General features: G+C 43.2%; 19 protein-coding genes. 8 read left to right on the top strand and 11 right to left on the bottom strand.

Annotated features, from left to right (window positions below; all coding sequences use genetic code 11):
- Positions 1 to 25: 25 nt before the first annotated feature.
- The 6 genes from L0P89_RS02655 to L0P89_RS02630 all read right to left on the bottom strand — a co-directional run bounded on the left by L0P89_RS02655 (position 26) and on the right by L0P89_RS02630 (position 4640).
- Positions 26 to 598 (bottom strand): RNA polymerase sigma factor, encoded by a 573-nt coding sequence (locus tag L0P89_RS02655; RefSeq protein ID WP_235266856.1) that lies wholly within the window; start codon positions 596 to 598, stop codon positions 26 to 28.
- Positions 599 to 630: 32 nt separating this feature from the next.
- Positions 631 to 840 (bottom strand): membrane or secreted protein, encoded by a 210-nt coding sequence (locus L0P89_RS02650; RefSeq protein ID WP_235266855.1) that lies wholly within the window; start codon positions 838 to 840, stop codon positions 631 to 633.
- Positions 841 to 914: 74 nt separating this feature from the next.
- Complete coding sequence (locus L0P89_RS02645; RefSeq protein ID WP_235266854.1) at positions 915 to 1673, bottom strand: anti-sigma factor domain-containing protein; 759 nt, start codon at positions 1671 to 1673, stop codon at positions 915 to 917.
- A complete protein-coding gene (locus L0P89_RS02640; RefSeq protein WP_235266853.1) occupies positions 1670 to 2236 on the bottom strand; it encodes an RNA polymerase sigma factor in 567 nt (188 codons plus the stop codon). Before L0P89_RS02640 ends, L0P89_RS02645 begins: the two co-directional genes overlap by 4 nt.
- Before the next feature lie 193 nt (positions 2237 to 2429).
- Complete coding sequence (murB, locus tag L0P89_RS02635; protein WP_235266852.1) at positions 2430 to 3446, bottom strand: UDP-N-acetylmuramate dehydrogenase; 1017 nt, start codon at positions 3444 to 3446, stop codon at positions 2430 to 2432.
- Positions 3447 to 4640, bottom strand: coding sequence for a pyridoxal phosphate-dependent aminotransferase (locus tag L0P89_RS02630; protein ID WP_235266851.1), 1194 nt, complete (start codon positions 4638 to 4640; stop codon positions 3447 to 3449).
- Between the two features lie 253 nt (positions 4641 to 4893).
- On the opposite strand from L0P89_RS02630, the gene L0P89_RS02625 reads away from it, so the two are divergent.
- Positions 4894 to 6111, top strand: coding sequence for an aspartyl protease family protein (locus tag L0P89_RS02625; protein WP_235266850.1), 1218 nt, complete (start codon positions 4894 to 4896; stop codon positions 6109 to 6111).
- A 48-nt stretch (positions 6112 to 6159) separates the two neighbouring features.
- On the opposite strand, the gene L0P89_RS02620 is transcribed toward L0P89_RS02625, so the two are convergent.
- Positions 6160 to 6549, bottom strand: coding sequence for a DUF1573 domain-containing protein (locus L0P89_RS02620; protein WP_409557560.1), 390 nt, complete (start codon positions 6547 to 6549; stop codon positions 6160 to 6162).
- 201 nt (positions 6550 to 6750) lie between these two features.
- Here L0P89_RS02620 and L0P89_RS02615 point away from each other — a divergent pair, with 201 nt between their 5' ends.
- The 7 genes from L0P89_RS02615 to L0P89_RS02585 are packed head-to-tail and all read left to right on the top strand — an operon-like array spanning position 6751 to position 15057.
- Complete coding sequence (locus L0P89_RS02615) at positions 6751 to 9375, top strand: valine--tRNA ligase (RefSeq protein ID WP_235266849.1); 2625 nt, start codon at positions 6751 to 6753, stop codon at positions 9373 to 9375.
- 45 nt (positions 9376 to 9420) lie between these two features.
- Positions 9421 to 9591: a hypothetical protein gene (locus tag L0P89_RS02610; protein WP_235266848.1), complete on the top strand. Its 171-nt coding sequence runs from the start codon at positions 9421 to 9423 to the stop codon at positions 9589 to 9591.
- Positions 9592 to 9611: 20 nt separating this feature from the next.
- Positions 9612 to 10496, top strand: a complete 885-nt coding sequence (locus L0P89_RS02605) for a dienelactone hydrolase family protein (RefSeq protein ID WP_235266847.1) — start codon at positions 9612 to 9614, stop codon at positions 10494 to 10496.
- On the top strand, positions 10496 to 11893 hold the full coding sequence (locus L0P89_RS02600) for a Gfo/Idh/MocA family protein (protein WP_235266846.1): 1398 nt from the start codon (positions 10496 to 10498) through the stop codon (positions 11891 to 11893). Before L0P89_RS02605 ends, L0P89_RS02600 begins: the two co-directional genes overlap by 1 nt.
- A gap of 3 nt (positions 11894 to 11896) precedes the next feature.
- Positions 11897 to 12952 carry a GHMP kinase gene (locus L0P89_RS02595; RefSeq protein WP_235266845.1) on the top strand — a complete coding sequence of 352 codons (1056 nt, stop codon included), beginning with the start codon at positions 11897 to 11899 and terminating at the stop codon, positions 12950 to 12952.
- Positions 12949 to 13782, top strand: coding sequence for a sugar phosphate nucleotidyltransferase (locus L0P89_RS02590; RefSeq protein ID WP_235266844.1), 834 nt, complete (start codon positions 12949 to 12951; stop codon positions 13780 to 13782). The genes L0P89_RS02595 and L0P89_RS02590 overlap by 4 nt, the downstream gene beginning before the upstream one ends.
- Before the next feature lie 3 nt (positions 13783 to 13785).
- Entirely contained in the window at positions 13786 to 15057 is a 1272-nt protein-coding gene (locus L0P89_RS02585) for a sterol desaturase family protein (protein ID WP_235266843.1), read from the top strand.
- Here L0P89_RS02585 and L0P89_RS02580 read toward each other — a convergent pair.
- From L0P89_RS02580 to L0P89_RS02565, 4 genes are read right to left on the bottom strand one after another with little or no spacing between them, the layout of a single operon-like run.
- Entirely contained in the window at positions 15050 to 15316 is a 267-nt protein-coding gene (locus tag L0P89_RS02580; RefSeq protein ID WP_235266842.1) for an acyl-CoA-binding protein, read from the bottom strand. The two genes, L0P89_RS02585 and L0P89_RS02580, sit on opposite strands and share 8 nt — an antisense overlap.
- A complete protein-coding gene (locus L0P89_RS02575; RefSeq protein WP_235266841.1) occupies positions 15309 to 15974 on the bottom strand; it encodes a phosphatidylserine decarboxylase family protein in 666 nt (221 codons plus the stop codon). The genes L0P89_RS02580 and L0P89_RS02575 overlap by 8 nt, the downstream gene beginning before the upstream one ends.
- Positions 15964 to 16767, bottom strand: a complete 804-nt coding sequence (locus L0P89_RS02570) for a phosphatidate cytidylyltransferase (RefSeq protein ID WP_235266840.1) — start codon at positions 16765 to 16767, stop codon at positions 15964 to 15966. The genes L0P89_RS02575 and L0P89_RS02570 overlap by 11 nt, the downstream gene beginning before the upstream one ends.
- 4 nt (positions 16768 to 16771) lie before the next feature.
- Positions 16772 to 17380 (bottom strand): LUD domain-containing protein, encoded by a 609-nt coding sequence (locus tag L0P89_RS02565; RefSeq protein ID WP_235266839.1) that lies wholly within the window; start codon positions 17378 to 17380, stop codon positions 16772 to 16774.
- Positions 17381 to 17391 lie beyond the last annotated feature (11 nt).

Below are 17391 nucleotides of genomic sequence, written 5' to 3'. Positions count from 1 at the left end.
AAGATACAAAACACCCATGATAGACTTAATCAAGCGAATTGTTGCTCTTTTTGATAATTTCAGCCAATAGTTTTCGCGCCCGTAACAGCTTCACCTTTACATTATTGACTGGCTCATCGAGTGCTGTTGCAATGTCGGCATAGCTCAATTCGTTGAAGTAGCGAAGATTGATGACCTCTTGATAGTGTGGTTTCAGCTTTTTTATATGCCGCAATAGATTGGCGAGATTCTGTTCGATAATCAATTGATCCTCTACCGATGGGCTCTCATCAAGTATTTTTTTCATTTCTTCACTATGCGTTTCGGTCTCGGCGAGAATGTTTCTTTTTCTTTTTCTGATGAGATCTACATGCAGGTTCTTTGAAATGGCAATAAGCCATGTTTTGAACTCATACGTATCATCATAAGTATCAATTTTGTCGAAAGCCCTTGAAAAAGTACGAATGGTGATGTCTTCGGCATCATTTTCGTTTTTAGTGCGGACGAATTGAAAGGCATACACGTCGTTCCAAAAAGTATCCAAAAGGGTGCTGAAAGCAATTTGGTTGCCTGCCTTTGCCTTAATTATAATTTCTTGTAAAGTGTCGGTCTTGCCCAAGTAACTTTGTTGAGGGGGTTTTGGCTCGGTACTTATCCCATTTCAGCGACCGAATCCTTTTTGCATTCCTGTTCACTTGGTAGTTTGCCACAATACCCACATGCCTCACCTTCTTTGTTCAAAAAAGGACTTTGGCTGGCACAGGTGCCGGCAAATTTTCCATCTTTTTTAGACCAAATCTTTATAGTGATGCCCAAAACGGCAAGTGCGACAAGGCCTATGGTCAGAAGTACAAGTTTCATTGCTGCTTTTGGGGCAAAGGTACAAAAATGGGCACCATTTGGCGCCCATTTATCAATACTTTAAGGCAATCTGGTCAATAATCAATATTGGCCACAATATTCTGTACCGTGGGCGATTGATTTCCACCTTGTGGTTCAATGGTGATATAACCGATGGCATCTTCGCCGTAGGGCAAAGCCATGAGTCGTTCTTTGTCACCAAATTGCTTGATTACACCCAAATTGACAAGTTCACCGTTCACTTCTGCCCACATTTGATAGCATTGGTCTTCTGGCAAATCGGGCAAATTGCTTACGTTGATATATGATAATTTCTTGACAGGGTTGACATATGCCATAGCTTTCAACTCTCTTGCTTTTTTGTTGCCATTGATGGAGTATTTTTTTGTATTCGGGTTGTTCAATACAATGTATTGGTTTCGCAGATCTTCCAATTGAACCTTCATATCCTCCTCCAATGTTTTGATTTTGTTGGTGACCAGGGTGTTTTTCTCCTGTAGATCCAAGTTCTGGTTCCAGAAAAAGTAAGAAGAGCCCGCAAAAATCATGGCCACGATACTGGCGGCAACGGCATAACGATAAAACCTTCTTCTACCGATACGCTCATTACGAATCCTGGCAAGAATGGTCTCTTTAAGTCCCTCAGGGGTCTTTCGAGCATGCATCTTGGCAAAGGCTTCGAGATTTTCTTGCAATTCAGTATAGGTTTTTCGAACCTCGGGATACATGGCTATATACCGCTCTACCTGAAGTGACTCTTCGGTAGAAGTATCACCCATGAGATATTTCTCAAGTAGGTCAGAATCTAAAAATATGCGTATTTTTTCTTTCATAATATACAATTTATCAGGAGTAAGAGTACCACTTGGGCATCATATATCTTACGAAGTTCCCTTAGGCCAATTTTCAATCTTGACTTTATCGTACCCAACGGAATATCGAGTTCTTCGCTGGCTTCTTGCTGCGTCATCCCTTGAAAAAAAAGGGCATCAAGTACAATTTGGTACTTAGGCTCAATCTTTTCAAGGGTTTCTTGCATATCGAGAAACTCTGGTCGTATGCTGTTCACTCCTAAATTATATACGTTGGATACATCAATTTGGATTTCTTTGTCAGCTTTTGTATTGACACTGCGCAGCTTGTCGATGGCCGTATTGCGGGTAATTCTGAATAGCCATGTAAACAATTTTGCCTTTGTGGGGTCGTATGAATCAGACTTTTTCCAGATCTTGATAAAACTTTCCTGTAGCACATCTTGGGCAAGGTCTTCATCTTTTACCACCTTGTAGGCTACACCGAACAAGGTATCGGCATAATTGTCGTACAGAAGTGAAATTGCCTTTTCATTGCGTTCGGCAAGCAGTTCGACAATATGCTTTTCAAGTAGTGTGCTCATGGGCCTTAAAAAATCACCTTATAAAAAAATCCAAACCAAAGACTCGTGCGTATATAATGTAACGCTAAATTATGAAATTGATTATTTAGCATTTGAACAATAAAGACTTGCTGCTTTGATAGTGGCAGATGGTTATAAAGTTTTTGGTTAGTTTGGTTTGGTATGACCCCTGTTCATCATTATGATGCGGGGGTTATCTTATGATATTGACTTCGGGCACCAAATCTATTTTGAAATTTTTTTTGACCGAGGTCTGGATTTTTTCAGCGATTGCCAAAATATCTTCTCCGGATGCATTTCCATAGTTGACCAGAACCAGGGCCTGTTTTTCATGAACTCCGGCATCACCTACTCTGATTCCTTTAAAACCACATTGTTCTATGAGCCATCCGGCAGGCACCTTGATTAGGCCCTCATCAATTTCATAGTGCGGCATTTCAGGATGTTTTTTTAACATTTTTTCAAAATTTTTCTTTGAAATAACGGGGTTTTTGAAAAAACTGCCACTATTGCCAATTTCTTTGGGGTCTGGTAGCTTACTTTGCCTGATTTTGATCACCGCATTTGAAATGTCTTGGATGGTCGGATATACTATGTTTTTGTGTATGAGCTCTTTTTCGATGGCTCCGTAATCGGTATTCAGGGCATGATTCTTCTTGGTCAATCTTAGATTTACCGATGTAATGATGTAACGGCCCTTGGCAGATTGTTTAAAGATAGAGTCGCGATAACCAAACTGACAAGCCTCTTTATCAAATTCAACGAGCTCGCCCGTTTCGATTTCCATGGCGTTGCAGCTTACGAACACATCTTTTAGTTCGACCCCATAGGCACCGATGTTCTGTATTGGCGCAGTGCCCACATTGCCTGGAATGAGCGATAGGTTCTCAATGCCCCCATACCCTTTTTCAAGGCACCAGATGACAAATTGATGCCAATTTTCACCCGCCATAGCCTTTACGACCAGCGTTTCGTCATTTTCCTCGACGACTGAAACTCCCTTGATGTTGACATATAGCACCAATGCATCGATATCTTTGGTCAATAGCATGTTGCTGCCTCCGCTGATGATAAACTTTTTTGGGTATGCCTCTAGGCCCAATGCTTTTTGCAGCCCAAGAAGACTGGTGATTTCTATGAATAACCTGGCCTTGACATCTATACCAAACGTATTCAGGTTTTTTAAGGATATGTTTTCTTGAATGTTCACTTACTGCTGTTTATAAGTCTTTAAGGCAGAAGCTAGTATATTGACGGCCCTTATCAAGCTCTCTTTCTCGAGTACATAGGCTATACGTATCTGATTGTTGCCCAGACCCTTAGTGGCATAAAAGCCCGCGGCCGGAGCTACCATGACGGTCTCTCCGTTCATTTCATAATTTTCCAAAAGCCATTGGGCAAAATCATCGGCACTTTCGACAGGAAGCTCTGCCATGCAGTAAAAGGCACCTTGTGGCACGGCAACTTTGACACCCTCGATCTTTTTCAGTTCTGAAACCAGAATATTGCGTCTGGCCACATACTCGTCTATCACTTCTTGAAAGTAACTTTGAGGGGTTTCCAGGGCTGCTTCACTGGCAATCTGGGCCAAGGTAGGCGGCGATAAGCGAGCTTGTGCGAATTTAAGGACGGTTTTGATGATCTGTCGGTTCTTTGAAACCAAGCAACCGACTCGGGCACCACACATGCTGTACCTTTTCGATACTGAATCTACGATAATCGCATGGTTCTCTAAATTCGGTTCCTGTAGAATGGAATAGTGTTCCCTGCCATCATAAGCGAATTCTCTATAAACCTCATCGGCCACCAAGAAAAGATCATGTTTTCGGGCCAATTGGGCAAGCTGGGCTATTTCTTCTTTGCTATACAAATATCCGGTCGGATTGCCAGGGTTGCATACCAAAATTGCTTTGGTACGTTCTGAAATCAATTTTTCAAACTCAGAAATGGGGGGCAAGGCAAAATTCTCTTCAATCATGGAAACAATCGGAACCACTTTGATGCCCATTGCGGTGGCGAAACCATTGTAATTGGCATAAAAGGGCTCAGGTATGATGATTTCATCACCATTGTCCATAATGGTTCCCATGGCAAAAGAGAGTGCCTCAGAGCCTCCAGTGGTTACGATAATGTCATCGGCAGTTACATGAATTTGGTTTTTGGCATAGTACCGTGCCAATTTTTTACGGTAATTCTCTGAACCTTCGGTCATGCTGTAGGCCAATACTTCTATTTTGGCATTTTTAACAGCATTCAAGGCAATTTCAGGAGTTTTTATATCTGGTTGCCCAATGTTCAAGTGTATGACGTTAACGCCACGTTTTTTTGCCTGCTCTGCAAACGGAACCAACTTTCTTATGGGCGAGGCTGGCATTCGTAGACCTTTGGCCGAAATTTTTGGCATTTTTTAAATTTTAAGCAAAAATGGTAAAACCAATGCTACCAAACAACAGGTCTTTTCTTTTATCGTTATGTTAAAATTTGTGGGTTCGATAAAAATATTTCTTAAATTTAAAAGAGTCAACCTGTTATAAATAAGCGAATTGACAAAAAAGCTCACATATTGCTTACTCATTGCTTTGTGCCTAGGTCATTGTATTTCGGCTCAACAATTTGGTATACCCAATGGCCAAAAGTACCAAAAGGTCAAGTTTAAGTTGATCAATAACCTCATGGTAATTCCTGTTGAGGTGAATGATGCAAAATTATCGTTCATTGTCGATAGCGGGGTCAGTAACCCGATCTTATTCAATCTTTCCGATCAAGATTCGGTACAGATAAACAACGTCTCTGAAATCACGCTTAAAGGTCTCGGCGAGGGTGAACCTATGAAGGCGCTACAGTCAAAGGGCAATACTTTTAAGATTGGAAATGCCGTAAACAGGTACCAGACACTGTACGTGGTCTTGGATAAAGACCTTAATTTTTCGACCTCATTGGGTATTCCGGTCCACGGTATATTGGGATACCAGCTTTTTAGGGATTTCATAGTCGAAATAAATTACGGCAGTCAGGTTTTGAAATTGTACGATCCCCAACGGTATTCCCAAAAAAAGCATAAGCGTAGCCAGACACTGCCCCTCGATATAATCAACCGAAAAGCATATATTGATGCGGCAGTATTAATAGATGGAGACAGGGAGGTTCCTGTGAAGCTATTGGTCGATACGGGCAGTAGTGATGCGGTCTGGTTGTTCCACGATCCCGAAAATGGTATTGACATTCCAGATAAGAACTATGAAGATTATCTCGGAAAAGGGTTAAACGGGCATATTTTTGGAAAACGAACCAAAGTAAACGGTGTTCGTATCGGAGATTTTGCACTGAAGGATGCCAAAGCGGCCTTTCCATACATGAAATCATTTAATTCCATCAAAAATTTAGGAAATCGCAACGGGAGTGTGGGCGCAGAGATTCTCAAGCGATTCAATATCGTTTTTGATTATACCAGAAACGAGATTACCCTTAAGAAAAACGGAAACTTCAAAGCTCCTTTTCAATATAATTTGGCCGGTGTTGAATTACAGCACAACGGCGTACGTTATATCGCAGAGCGCATTACCGACTCGCAAGGGATCGTTAAAAACGATGATGGCCCCACGGGCAACGTACAAATACTTTTTGAAAATCGAACAAGGTTAAGCTTGGTTCCCGAAATTGTCGTATCTGCCATTCGGGCGGGCAGCCCTGCTGAGGAGGCGGGCCTGAGACAAGGCGATGTTATTCTGGCAGTGAATGGCAAAAGGGTGCACAGATACAAACTTCAAGAGATTTTAAAAATGCTCAATGAGAAAGAGGGCAAGCGCATCAGGGTACTTATAGAACGTTCAAACCGTGATCTGACCTTTAGTTTTATCCTCAAAAAACTGTTCTAAACAAAAAAACCCGCAACTAGCGGGTTTTTTTGTAAGGTAAAATACTGTTTATTTAGCTCCACCATCCTTTACCAATCCTTTAATTTTAAGAATTTTGGTTGGCGTATCGGCATTAGAGGTCACGGTGACCGCCTTTCTGATAGGCCCGACCCTCTTAGTGTCATACTTGACCTGAATCTCACCGGTTTCACCTGGCATAATGGGAGCCTCAGGTTTTTTGGGGATCGTACATCCGCAGCTAGATTTTACATCGCTGATGACCAAAGGGGCATCACCGGTGTTCGTAAATTCAAAAACACGCACCCCATCGCTTCCCTTTTCAATTTCGCCATAATTAATGGTCTCGGTCTTAAACTCAATTTTCGCAGTGTTTTCTTGAGCTTTGATACCTACGGCCAATAACCCGACAAATAACAACAATACAATTTTTTTCATCATTTTAGTTTTGGGTGAATTTCAAAAGTAGTTGTTTTCACAACCGCATCCAAAATTCTTTTGTTATGTAATAACGTTACTTATTTTTGTTTCGTATTTCGTGGATTGGCCATTTTTCAACAGAATCGCAGTTTTCATGTTTTATCGCTTTTCACTCAAAATGACCGATTCGTTTTCTTTTTCGACAAAAACTGTACCGAAATTATGCAGATAGCATCAAAATATGAGCCCAATAGGGTAGAAGAGCATTGGTATGCCTATTGGTTGGAACACGACTTTTTTAGCTCGAAACCTGATGGTAGAGAGCCTTATACCATCGTAATTCCGCCACCCAACGTAACCGGTGTGCTGCACATGGGCCATATGCTCAACAATACCCTGCAAGACGTTTTGATTCGCAGGGCGCGTTTACAGGGCAAAAATGCCTGTTGGGTGCCCGGCATGGACCATGCTTCCATAGCCACTGAAGCCAAAGTGGTGGCAAAACTGAAAGAAGAGGGCATCTCAAAGGCCAACATTTCTAGGGAAGACTTTTTGAAACATGCCTGGGAGTGGACCGATAAATACGGGGGCGTCATTTTAGAACAATTGAAGAGACTGGGTTGTTCTTGTGATTGGAAGCGAACTAAATTCACCATGGATGACGATATGTCAGCCTCAGTCATCAAGGTTTTTGTCGATTTGTACCAAAAAGGGCTGATTTACCGTGGGTATCGTATGGTAAACTGGGATCCCGAAGCCAAGACCACCCTATCTGATGAAGAGGTCGTTTATGAGGAAAAACAAGGGCTGTTGTACTATTTGGCCTATGACGTGGAAGATTCTGATGAAAAAGTGACTATTGCCACCACACGGCCTGAGACCATTTTGGGCGATACGGCGGTTTGTATCAATCCTGATGACGAAAGATACCATCACCTGAAGGGGAAAAAGGTCATTGTGCCCATTTGCAATAGGGTAATTCCCATAATTGAAGATGAATATGTAGATGTTGAGTTTGGTACCGGATGTTTAAAAGTAACCCCTGCACACGATGAGAACGATAAAAGTTTAGGAGAGAAGCACAACTTGGAAGTTATCGATATTTTCAATGAGGATGCTTCCTTGAACAGCTATGGCCTCCATTATGAAGGCAAAGACCGTTTTGTGGTTCGAAAAGAGATTGCCAAAGAACTTGAGGAAAATGGACATTTGGTAAAAACCGAGCAATACACCAACAAAGTTGGGCTATCTGAACGTACCAAAGCTGTCATCGAGCCGCGATTATCTGAGCAGTGGTTCTTAAAGATGGAAGAATTGGCAAAGCCCGCTATTGAGGCAGTGTTGAAGAGTGGGGAAGTAAAGTTTTTTCCAAAGAAATTCGAAAACATCTACCGTCATTGGATGGAGAACATACGCGATTGGAATATTTCCCGTCAACTTTGGTGGGGTCAGCAAATACCTGCTTATTATTACGGTACTGGGCAAAATGATTTTGTGGTGGCCGAAACTAAGGAGGAGGCTTTAGAAAAGGCAAAGACCAAAAATTCAAACATCGACGCCTCGACGCTACGCCAAGACCCTGATGTTTTGGATACATGGTTCTCTTCATGGTTATGGCCCATCAGTGTGTTCGGCGGCATTTTAGATCCCGACAACGAAGAAGTGAAGTATTACTATCCGACCAATGATTTGGTGACCGCTCCCGACATTCTATTTTTCTGGGTGGCACGTATGATAGTGGCGGGGTATGAATTTCGCGACGAGCGACCGTTTGACAGTGTATATCTTACCGGATTGGTGCGCGACAAGCAACGGCGTAAAATGTCGAAACAATTGGGCAATTCGCCCGATGCCTTAAAATTGATAGCGGATTATGGTGCAGATGGCGTTCGGGTAGGATTATTGCTTAGTTCTGCTGCTGGAAACGATCTAATGTTCGATGAGGCCCTTTGCCAACAGGGGGCAAACTTTGCCAACAAGATTTGGAACGCCTTTCGCTTGGTCAAGGGTTGGGAAATTGCCAATATCGATCAACCCGAAGCTGCCAAAATAGGTGTTGATTGGTACACCGCCCGGTTCAACCAAGTCTTGGCAGAAATTGAAGGTCATTTTGGCAAATACCGTATTTCAGATGCCCTGATGGCCATCTATAAACTGGTCTGGGACGATTTTTGTTCATGGCTCCTCGAGATTGTGAAACCTGCATATCAGCAGCCCATAGACAGAAAAACATATGAAACGGTCATTCGCCTATTTGAAGAAAACCTAAAGCTGTTGCATCCATTTATGCCTTTCTTGACCGAGGAGGTATGGCAGCATATCTCAGAAAGAACACCTGAAAATGCACTCTGTATTGCCGATTGGCCAAAGACAGCATCAATTGATGAAAAAATAATCAAAACCTTTGATTTTGCTTCAGCAGTTATTTCGGGGATAAGAACTATCAGAAAAGAAAAGAATATTCCCCAGAAAGAGGCATTACAGCTTATGGAATTGAATGTAGAGGGCATCAGTTCAAAAATGGATGCCATCGTCAAAAAACTGGGCAATATTTCAGAAATCAACACGGTGAATGAAACGGTTGAAGGTGCTTTGAGTTTTCGGGTGAAGAGCAATGAATATTTCATTCCGATGGACGGAGCAGTTGATATCGAGGCTGAGGTTAAAAAAATCAATGAAGAGCTGAACTACACCCGGGGCTTCTTGCAGTCGGTTCAAAAAAAGCTTTCGAACGAACGATTTGTGAACAACGCTCCACCTAAAGTGGTCGAACTCGAACGTAAAAAGGCAGCTGATGCCGAGGCCAAGATCGAGACCTTGGAAAAGAGTTTGGCGAGTTTAGAGTGAACAAAACCCACATTTCCGTACTTTAGTCAGACAAAGATCATGGAAATGCAAAAGACCCTACTCGTTGTTGTTCTTTTGTTTGCAACGCTTCTCAATGCCCAACGTGATTGGTCTTCGGTTACCATTACTTCTGAGAGACTCTCAGAGAACATTTATGTGCTTTTTGGGGCAGGGGGCAATATTGGACTCGCTGTCGGTGAAGAAAATGTATTTTAAAGAAACTTTAATCCTTGAAAATGAAAAAGTTAAAAAAGGAGGATATCAAACAAGAAGTGTTTGATCTCTATGACGATTATGCACATAATAAACTGAAACGCCGACAATTTATTGAAAAGTTGTCTGTCTACGCCGTTGGTGGAATAACTGTGGCTTCGTTAATGAGCTTTATGATGCCGAATTATGAGGATACACTGTTAGTCGATCCCAATAGTCCTGATTTAGATTCTGATTACATTTTTTACAATTCACCTAAAGGGGGTGGAGAAATCAAAGGTTTACTTTCCAAACCCAAAAACTTTGATGGAAAACTAGGGGGCATCGTGGTCGTACATGAAAATCGAGGATTGAACCCCTATATTGAAGATACGGCCAGACGGGCTGCCCTGGCAGGCTTTATTACCCTGGCCCCTGATGCTTTGCACCCTTTGGGAGGCTATCCTGGCAATGACGATGAAGGCCGAACGATGCAGCGCAAACGTGACCGCCACAAAATGTTGGAGGATTTCATCGCTGCTTTTGAGTATTTAAAAAACCACCCAAACTGTTCGGGCAAAGTTGGTGTGGTCGGATTTTGCTTTGGGGGGTGGATTTCCAATATGATGGCGGTAAAAGTGCCGGATTTGGCTGCTGCTGTTCCTTTTTATGGTGGGCAGCCCAAAGAAAATATTGATAAGATCAATGCACCTTTAATGCTTCAGTTTGCCGGATTGGATGAACGGGTCAATGCCGGTTGGCCTGCTTATGAAGAGGCCTTAAAAAAGCATGGCAAGGCATACCAAGCGTTCATGTACCCTGATGTGAACCATGGTTTTCATAATACATCCACCCCGCGCTATAATAAAGAAGCTGCTGAATTGGCTTGGGATAGAACAATGAAATTCTTTAAAAAACATTTGGACTGATGGCAAAACTTGACCGAAGAAATTTTCTTAAGAAGACAACCCTGTCCACGGCGGCTCTTGGCTCTTGGTCGTTATTCCCAGAATATATGCTTGGGCATTCTGAAAGACCTCAGAATACTGAATATATGGGTGGATTTGCCGCTCCAAAGTTAGCGACCGTCCGTGCGGCTTTTATTGGGGTTGGTGCGCGTGGCGGTACACATTTAAAATTCTTGGCGGCACTGCCCAACACCGAGGTCGTTGCCATTAGCGATTTATATGAAGATCTGGTCAAACAAAAGGTGCAATGGGTCAAAGAGGTTGCCGGTACAGAACGACACCAAAATATTGCCGAATACTATGGTGGTGAAGACAAGTGGCGCTTGATGTTAAGAGAGGTACGGCCCGATGTGGTCTTTATCGCTACCAACTGGCACAACCATGCGCCGATGGCCATCGAGGTGATGAACCGGGGGGCACATGCCTTTGTCGAAGTTCCGATCGCGGTCACACTGCAAGAAATGTGGGACATTGTCGATACCGCTGAGCGCACCCAGAAGCACTGCATGATGATGGAAAATGTCAACTATGGCCGTGACGAGCTGATGTTCCTCAATATGTGCCGACAAGGGGTCATCGGAGATTTGCTACATGCCGAAGCCGCCTATATTCATGAGTTGCGGGGGCAAATGAACGAGGTAGAAAGAGGAACGGGTTCTTGGCGTACCCACCATTATGTAAAACGAAATGGAAATCTCTACCCGACCCATGGACTGGGTCCAGTGGCCCAATACATGAATTTGGGTAGGGGAGAAGATACTTTTGGCACTTTAGTTTCCTATTCTACTCCTGCTCTGGGAAGAAAAGCCTATGCCGAGAAGAACTATTCGTCAGACCATCAGTGGAACCAACTCGCTTATAAAGGGGGTGACATGAACACCTCTATTATCAAGACCGCCTTGGGACGTACTATTTTGGTGCAGTGGGATGAAACAAGTCCGCGTCCGTACACACGCCTGAACCTTATACAAGGAACGAAAGGAGCATTGGCGGGTTTTCCTACCCGTGTGGCCCTTGAAGGGGGCGTTGAAGGCTTGACCGAAGATCATCATTCATGGGTACAGGGCGGACAATTGCAGGCGCTATATGAAAAGTATGACCATGCTTTGTACAAAAGGCTGAATGAAACGGCCAAAGATAGCGGCCATGGGGGTATGGATGGCATTATGGTGTATCGTATCGTCGAATGTTTGCAAAAGGGACTACCCCTTGATCAAAACGTTTATGAAGGCTGTTTCTGGAGCGCCGTGGCACCTCTGAGCGAACGCTCGGTGGCCAGTGGTGGGGCACCACAACCGTTTCCTGATTTTACCCGCGGGGAATGGAAGAATACCAAACCCCTCGAACTAATTCCCTGATCGATGGTTTCGATAAAAGTGCCTGCCAGGATCTGTTTCTTTGGGGATCATCAAGATTATTTAGGGCTTCCGGTCATTGCGGGCACAATAGACAGGTTCATCTGTCTTAAGGCCAATCCAAACCAAAGAGAGATTTTTGACATACAGCTTCTTGATACAGGAAAACGGCTGATTGTTTCTTTGGATGATGATTTAAACAAGATCAAACCCAACGATTATTTTCGTTCGGTGATGGCCGTATTGAAGCAAAAAGGCTTCCAATTCGATATGGGCCATGATATTGAGATTTCGGGGAACATTCCCATCAATGCCGGCCTATCCAGTTCTTCGGCCCTTGTGGTGGCTTGGCTACGCTTTCTACTATCTATACAGAATGAACCTGTTCGGGTCAGTGACGCACAGATTGGGCAGTGGGCCTATGAGGCAGAAGTTCTATATTTCAACCAACCGGGAGGCTTGATGGATCAATATACCATTGCCCAGGGCGGGTTGCTCTTTATCGATACCCAAACAGGTCAAAGCACACCCTTGAACAATAACCTTGGTGCCGTGATCGTGGCCGAATCAGGAATTTCAAAAGAAACACTCGAGGTATTGAACAATGGTAGGGTCTATGGGCAAAGAGCCATTGCAACCGTGCAAGAAGCGTTTCCTGAATTTATGATGAAGAATGCCGTAGAAGCAGATTACGAACGATATGTCGGCGCTGTTCCAAAAGAGTACCGGCCATATTGGTATGCGGCCGTGCATAACTATGTGATCACATTGAAAGCAAAAGAAGAGCTGAAAAAAGACACGGTCGATATAGGGTTGTTAGGAGAATTGATGAACGCACATCAAGACATTCTCCATGACAAGATCAAAAATACACCGCCAGAAATGGCCAGAATGATGGATGCAGCCAGAAAGGCTGGGGCGTTGGGAGCCAAAACCATCGGTTCGGGGGGTGGTGGCTGTATGGTGGCCATCGCTGAAAAGAAAGACGAACAAAAGGTGATCGATGCTTTTTTGGCAGCAGGTGCCTTGGCGACATATGAAACAAAACTGACAAAAATATGATGACAAATGACAGTTTGGTCATTATGGCGGGCGGGGCTTCCTCGCGGATGAAAAGAAGTCTAGAAACTGCCGAATTGGACGATTTGGTAAAAAATGCGGCACTGAAACTGCACAAAAGCCTTATTCCCTTGGGAAAAAGCGGAAAACCGCTATTGTATTACCTCTTCAAAAACGCTGCAAAGGCGGGTTATTCCAATGTCTATTTGATAACTGCAAAAGAAAATGAGGGTTTTAAGCAGTTTTTGGCAGAAAATGAAATCCCACAATTGAATGTTCGTTTTGCCATACAGCACATTCCAAAAGGGCGAGAGAAACCATTGGGCACTGCCGATGCACTATTGCAATGCTTAGACCAACACCCAAAACTTCAAGAATCATCTTTCACGGTATGTAACGGTGATAACTTGTATTCGACAGAGGCACTGCATATACTGCGAAAAAAAAGAAGTGTACCGCACGCCACCATCGGGTATAGTGGCTCAGGACTTGGCTTTGCTAAAGAACGCCTTGCAAAATATGCCGTCATGGCCATCTCCCCAGATGGGTTTCTCAAACAAATAGTTGAGAAACCGAGCCTTAAGGAAATGGATAAATATCTTGATGTTTTCGGGGAGCTGCGAATCAGCATGAACATATTCAGTTTTTCAGGTGCCGAAATTTATCCGTTTCTAGTGCATTGCCCAATCAATCCTGATAGGGGCGAAAAAGAGCTGCCAGAAGCCGTTCGCAATGTCGTTGCGAGACACTCAAAGAGTCTCATATGTTATTCCAGGTCAGAACGATTGCCCGATCTTACCGATGCCAATGACCTCAAAGATTTTTATCTTTAAGCCATGGAAACCTATGCCGCAGCCCTGTTGTATGCCATTCCGTTCTTTGTGGTCTTGGTATTGATCGAGATTTTATATGGGTATTTCGTAAAAAATCAAAAACATAATGTAATGGATACGGTCAGCAGTCTCAGCTCAGGCCTTACAAACATTATCAAAGACTCCCTTGGTCTGGTCCTGGTCTTGGTCAGCTATCCTTTTTTGGTCGAGAATTTGGCCGTTGTTGAACTGAAGAGTACCTGGTTGGTGTGGTTGGCAGCTTTTATCACCATTGACTTTGCCGGATATTGGAACCATCGCCTGAGCCACCATGTAAATATTTTTTGGAACCAGCATGTCATTCACCATAGCAGTGAAGAGTTCAATTTGGCCTGTGCCCTACGACAGTCCATTTCAAATGTGATAGGTTATTTTGCGCTACTGTTGATACCTGCTGCGGTTTTGGGCGTTCCGAATGAAGTGATTGCCATTTTGGCCCCTATTCACTTATTTGCCCAATTTTGGTACCATACCCAGCACATCGGTAAGATGGGTTGGTTAGAGTATATCATAGTGACACCATCGCAGCATCGGGTACATCACGCGATCAACCCTGAGTATATCGATAAGAACTTGGGGCAGATACTTTGTATTTGGGATAGGATGTTCGGTACTTTTCAAAAAGAACTGGACGATGTGCCCCCGCAATATGGTGTCTTGAAACCTGCAGCCACATGGAATCCGATCTTGATTAATTTTCAGCACGTTTGGCGTTTGATAAAAGATGCGTGGCGTACCAAAAGTTGGTGGGACAAGCTGCGTATCTGGTTCATGCCCACTGGCTGGCGACCCGTTGATGTGGCAGCGAAGTATCCGATTTCGAAAATCGAAAATGTGTACAACTTTGAAAAATACAAACCATCGGCCTCGAATGCGTTGAAAGGCTATTCCATTTGTCAATTATTGTTGAATACTGGATTGATGCTCTTTATGTTTTACAACTATTCAGAGATTGGTTTTGATGGCTTGTTGCTCTTCGGGGCCTTTGTTTTTGTGGGCATTTATGGATATACCACCCTGATGGACCGCAAAATTTACGCGGTATGGATAGAATTGTTAAGGGGCATCGCAGGGCTTGTCTTGATTTATATGACCGGCGACTGGTTCGGAATGAATGCTTACTTTGCCACCGGAAGCTACTGGGTGGCATTCTACTTTTTGACCACTATTTTTGGGGGAGTCTACTTTACTTTCATCGAACGGGGCAACTCTACAAAACCGAATTTGGCTACTTAGCCTTTTTGATTTCGTCGTTGACCAGTTTGATATACTTTTTCATCGCTTGTTCGATGGTGATGTTTTTGGCCTGAATCAATGCATTTGCCTTGAAGGCGTTGATCAATGGGGTCTTACTGCCCGGGTTGTCATAATTCTTATTGGCTATTTTATAATATGCGTACAATTTCAATAGGGTATCGGCAGGCAATGGTTCGGTAAAACTATTAACGTACGCTACCGCTTCATCGAATCTCTTTTGTAGCTTTTCACTAATCATTTTGTTTGGGCAAAGAGGCAATACAGGTTTTTGCTCCGACTACCTTTTGGTTCAATTTGACATTGATGGTACAATCTAAAGGTAGAAATAAATCGACCCGCGACCCGAATTTGATAAAACCCGCATCGGTGCCTTGGGTGACTTGCTCCCCCTCTTCGGCATAGTTGACAATTCTGCGGGCCACGGCCCCTGCAATTTGTCGGTACATGATCTGGCCGAATTTTGGGGTGTGTACGACTATGGTCGTTCTTTCGTTCTTGGTACTTGATTTGGGGTGCCAGGCCACCAAATACTTGCCGGGGTGGTATTTTGAATAGGTAATGGTACCACTGACCGGGTATCGGGTCACGTGCACATTCAAAGGCGACATGAATATTGAGACCTGCTTGCGCCTATCCATAAAATACTCAGGTTCTTCAACCTCATCGATGATAACCACCTTACCATCAACGGGCGCTAGCACTTCATCGAAATTTGGGGTAACCAATCGTTTCGGGTTTCTGAAAAATTGCAGAATGAGAACCAATATGACCAACGCCCCAATCTGAACCAACCATCTCACCCAGTCAATTTCCAGAAAATACTGTGCGGCAATGATAATGGCCACTGCCAAAAAAAATGCTGTAAGAATGATCTTTTGACCTTCTCTATGAAACATATGAAAAAATATTAAGTGCCAAATAGGCAAACGGTGCAGCAAATATGAGGCTGTCCAATCGATCCAACATTCCACCATGGCCTGGCATTATGGCTCCGCTATCTTTTACCCCGGCCATGCGCTTGAATTTTGATTCAAGCAAATCACCAAGATTACCGGTAATGACAATGATGATTGCCAAGACCATCCACTGCGTGGGATTTAATATGGGCTCATATCGTGCCAAAAAATAAGCTGCCACCAATGCAAAAATAAGACCTCCCAAATAACCTTCAAGCGTTTTTTTTGGAGAAATTGATGGAAATGGTTTGGTTCGTCCGATACTTTTCCCGACCAGGTAGGCAAATGAATCATTTACCCATATCAAGATGAAGATGCCCATGATAAGGTATTTGGCAAATTCGTCATCCTTGTAGGGAATCATGGTAAGAAAAATGCACCCTCCCCCTATATATAAAAGCCCAGTGATAAATTTCTGTGCAGCTGAAAACGGTTTGGTACGCTTTGAAAAAAGATAGAAAAGTAGGGATATATTGATTGAAATCGTCAAAAACATGAGCACATTAATGGCCATCTTGTCCCTGACCAAATAGATGAATGCCCACCAAAGGGCCAGATAGGCAACAAAGATATAATAGCCCCTAATTCTTACCAGTTTTTTGAACTCATAGAGACAGGCCAGCCCAAAGACCATGAACAAAAAATCAAAAGCATCTGAACTCAAAAAAACCGCAGAAAGCAGTAATATGACATAAAGCACCCCGGTAGTGGCGCGCCTGAATATTTCCTTCATCGAATCAATAGTCTTCTAGCAGCAAAAGGTAGACATTTTTTGATGCACTGCCATACGAAAGAAAATCATTTTGGTTTTCGGCAGTAGGCTCAAAATGCTTTAGGGTGGTGATGTTATCAGGAATGTTTTTTCCATATTTTTCCTTGATGGTCTTTAGGGCTTCGCTTATAGAATCGACCAATTGGCTTGTAGTGGCAAAGACAATCAGGTTAGAGGGCAGTTCGTTCAACTTTTTTCCCTTTATTTGATTCGAACAGACCAAAATGGAACCATTCTGGGCAATTAAGTGTTCACAAGTGGTAAAGAAAATCTCGCTTTCGTTTCGTTTATGGGTGAAGGTGATTTTTTCGGAGGAGAATCGGTCTGCAAGGCGAGAGTCCATACAGTAAAAGAGATGGTGTTGCCAGTTGTTCTCTGAGATAATGTTCTGTAATGTCTCGGAAACCTCATCAAAATGTTCACAATAGATGAACTTACCGCCGTTTTTCTTGAAATAAATGGTAAATTTTTCATCGACGGGAATTTTCAGATCTGGCATATGTTCCCCCCTTGTTTCCACAGTTTCTTTGGGAACCTTTTTTCCTCCTCCGAATAATTTTCCAAATACGCCCATCGACAGGTACG

It is taken from the genome of Muricauda sp. SCSIO 65647 (assembly GCF_021534965.1).
Classification (GTDB): domain Bacteria; phylum Bacteroidota; class Bacteroidia; order Flavobacteriales; family Flavobacteriaceae; genus Flagellimonas_A.
Note: the sequence above shows the minus strand (reverse complement) of the source record. Positions and strands in the feature narration are given on the sequence as shown.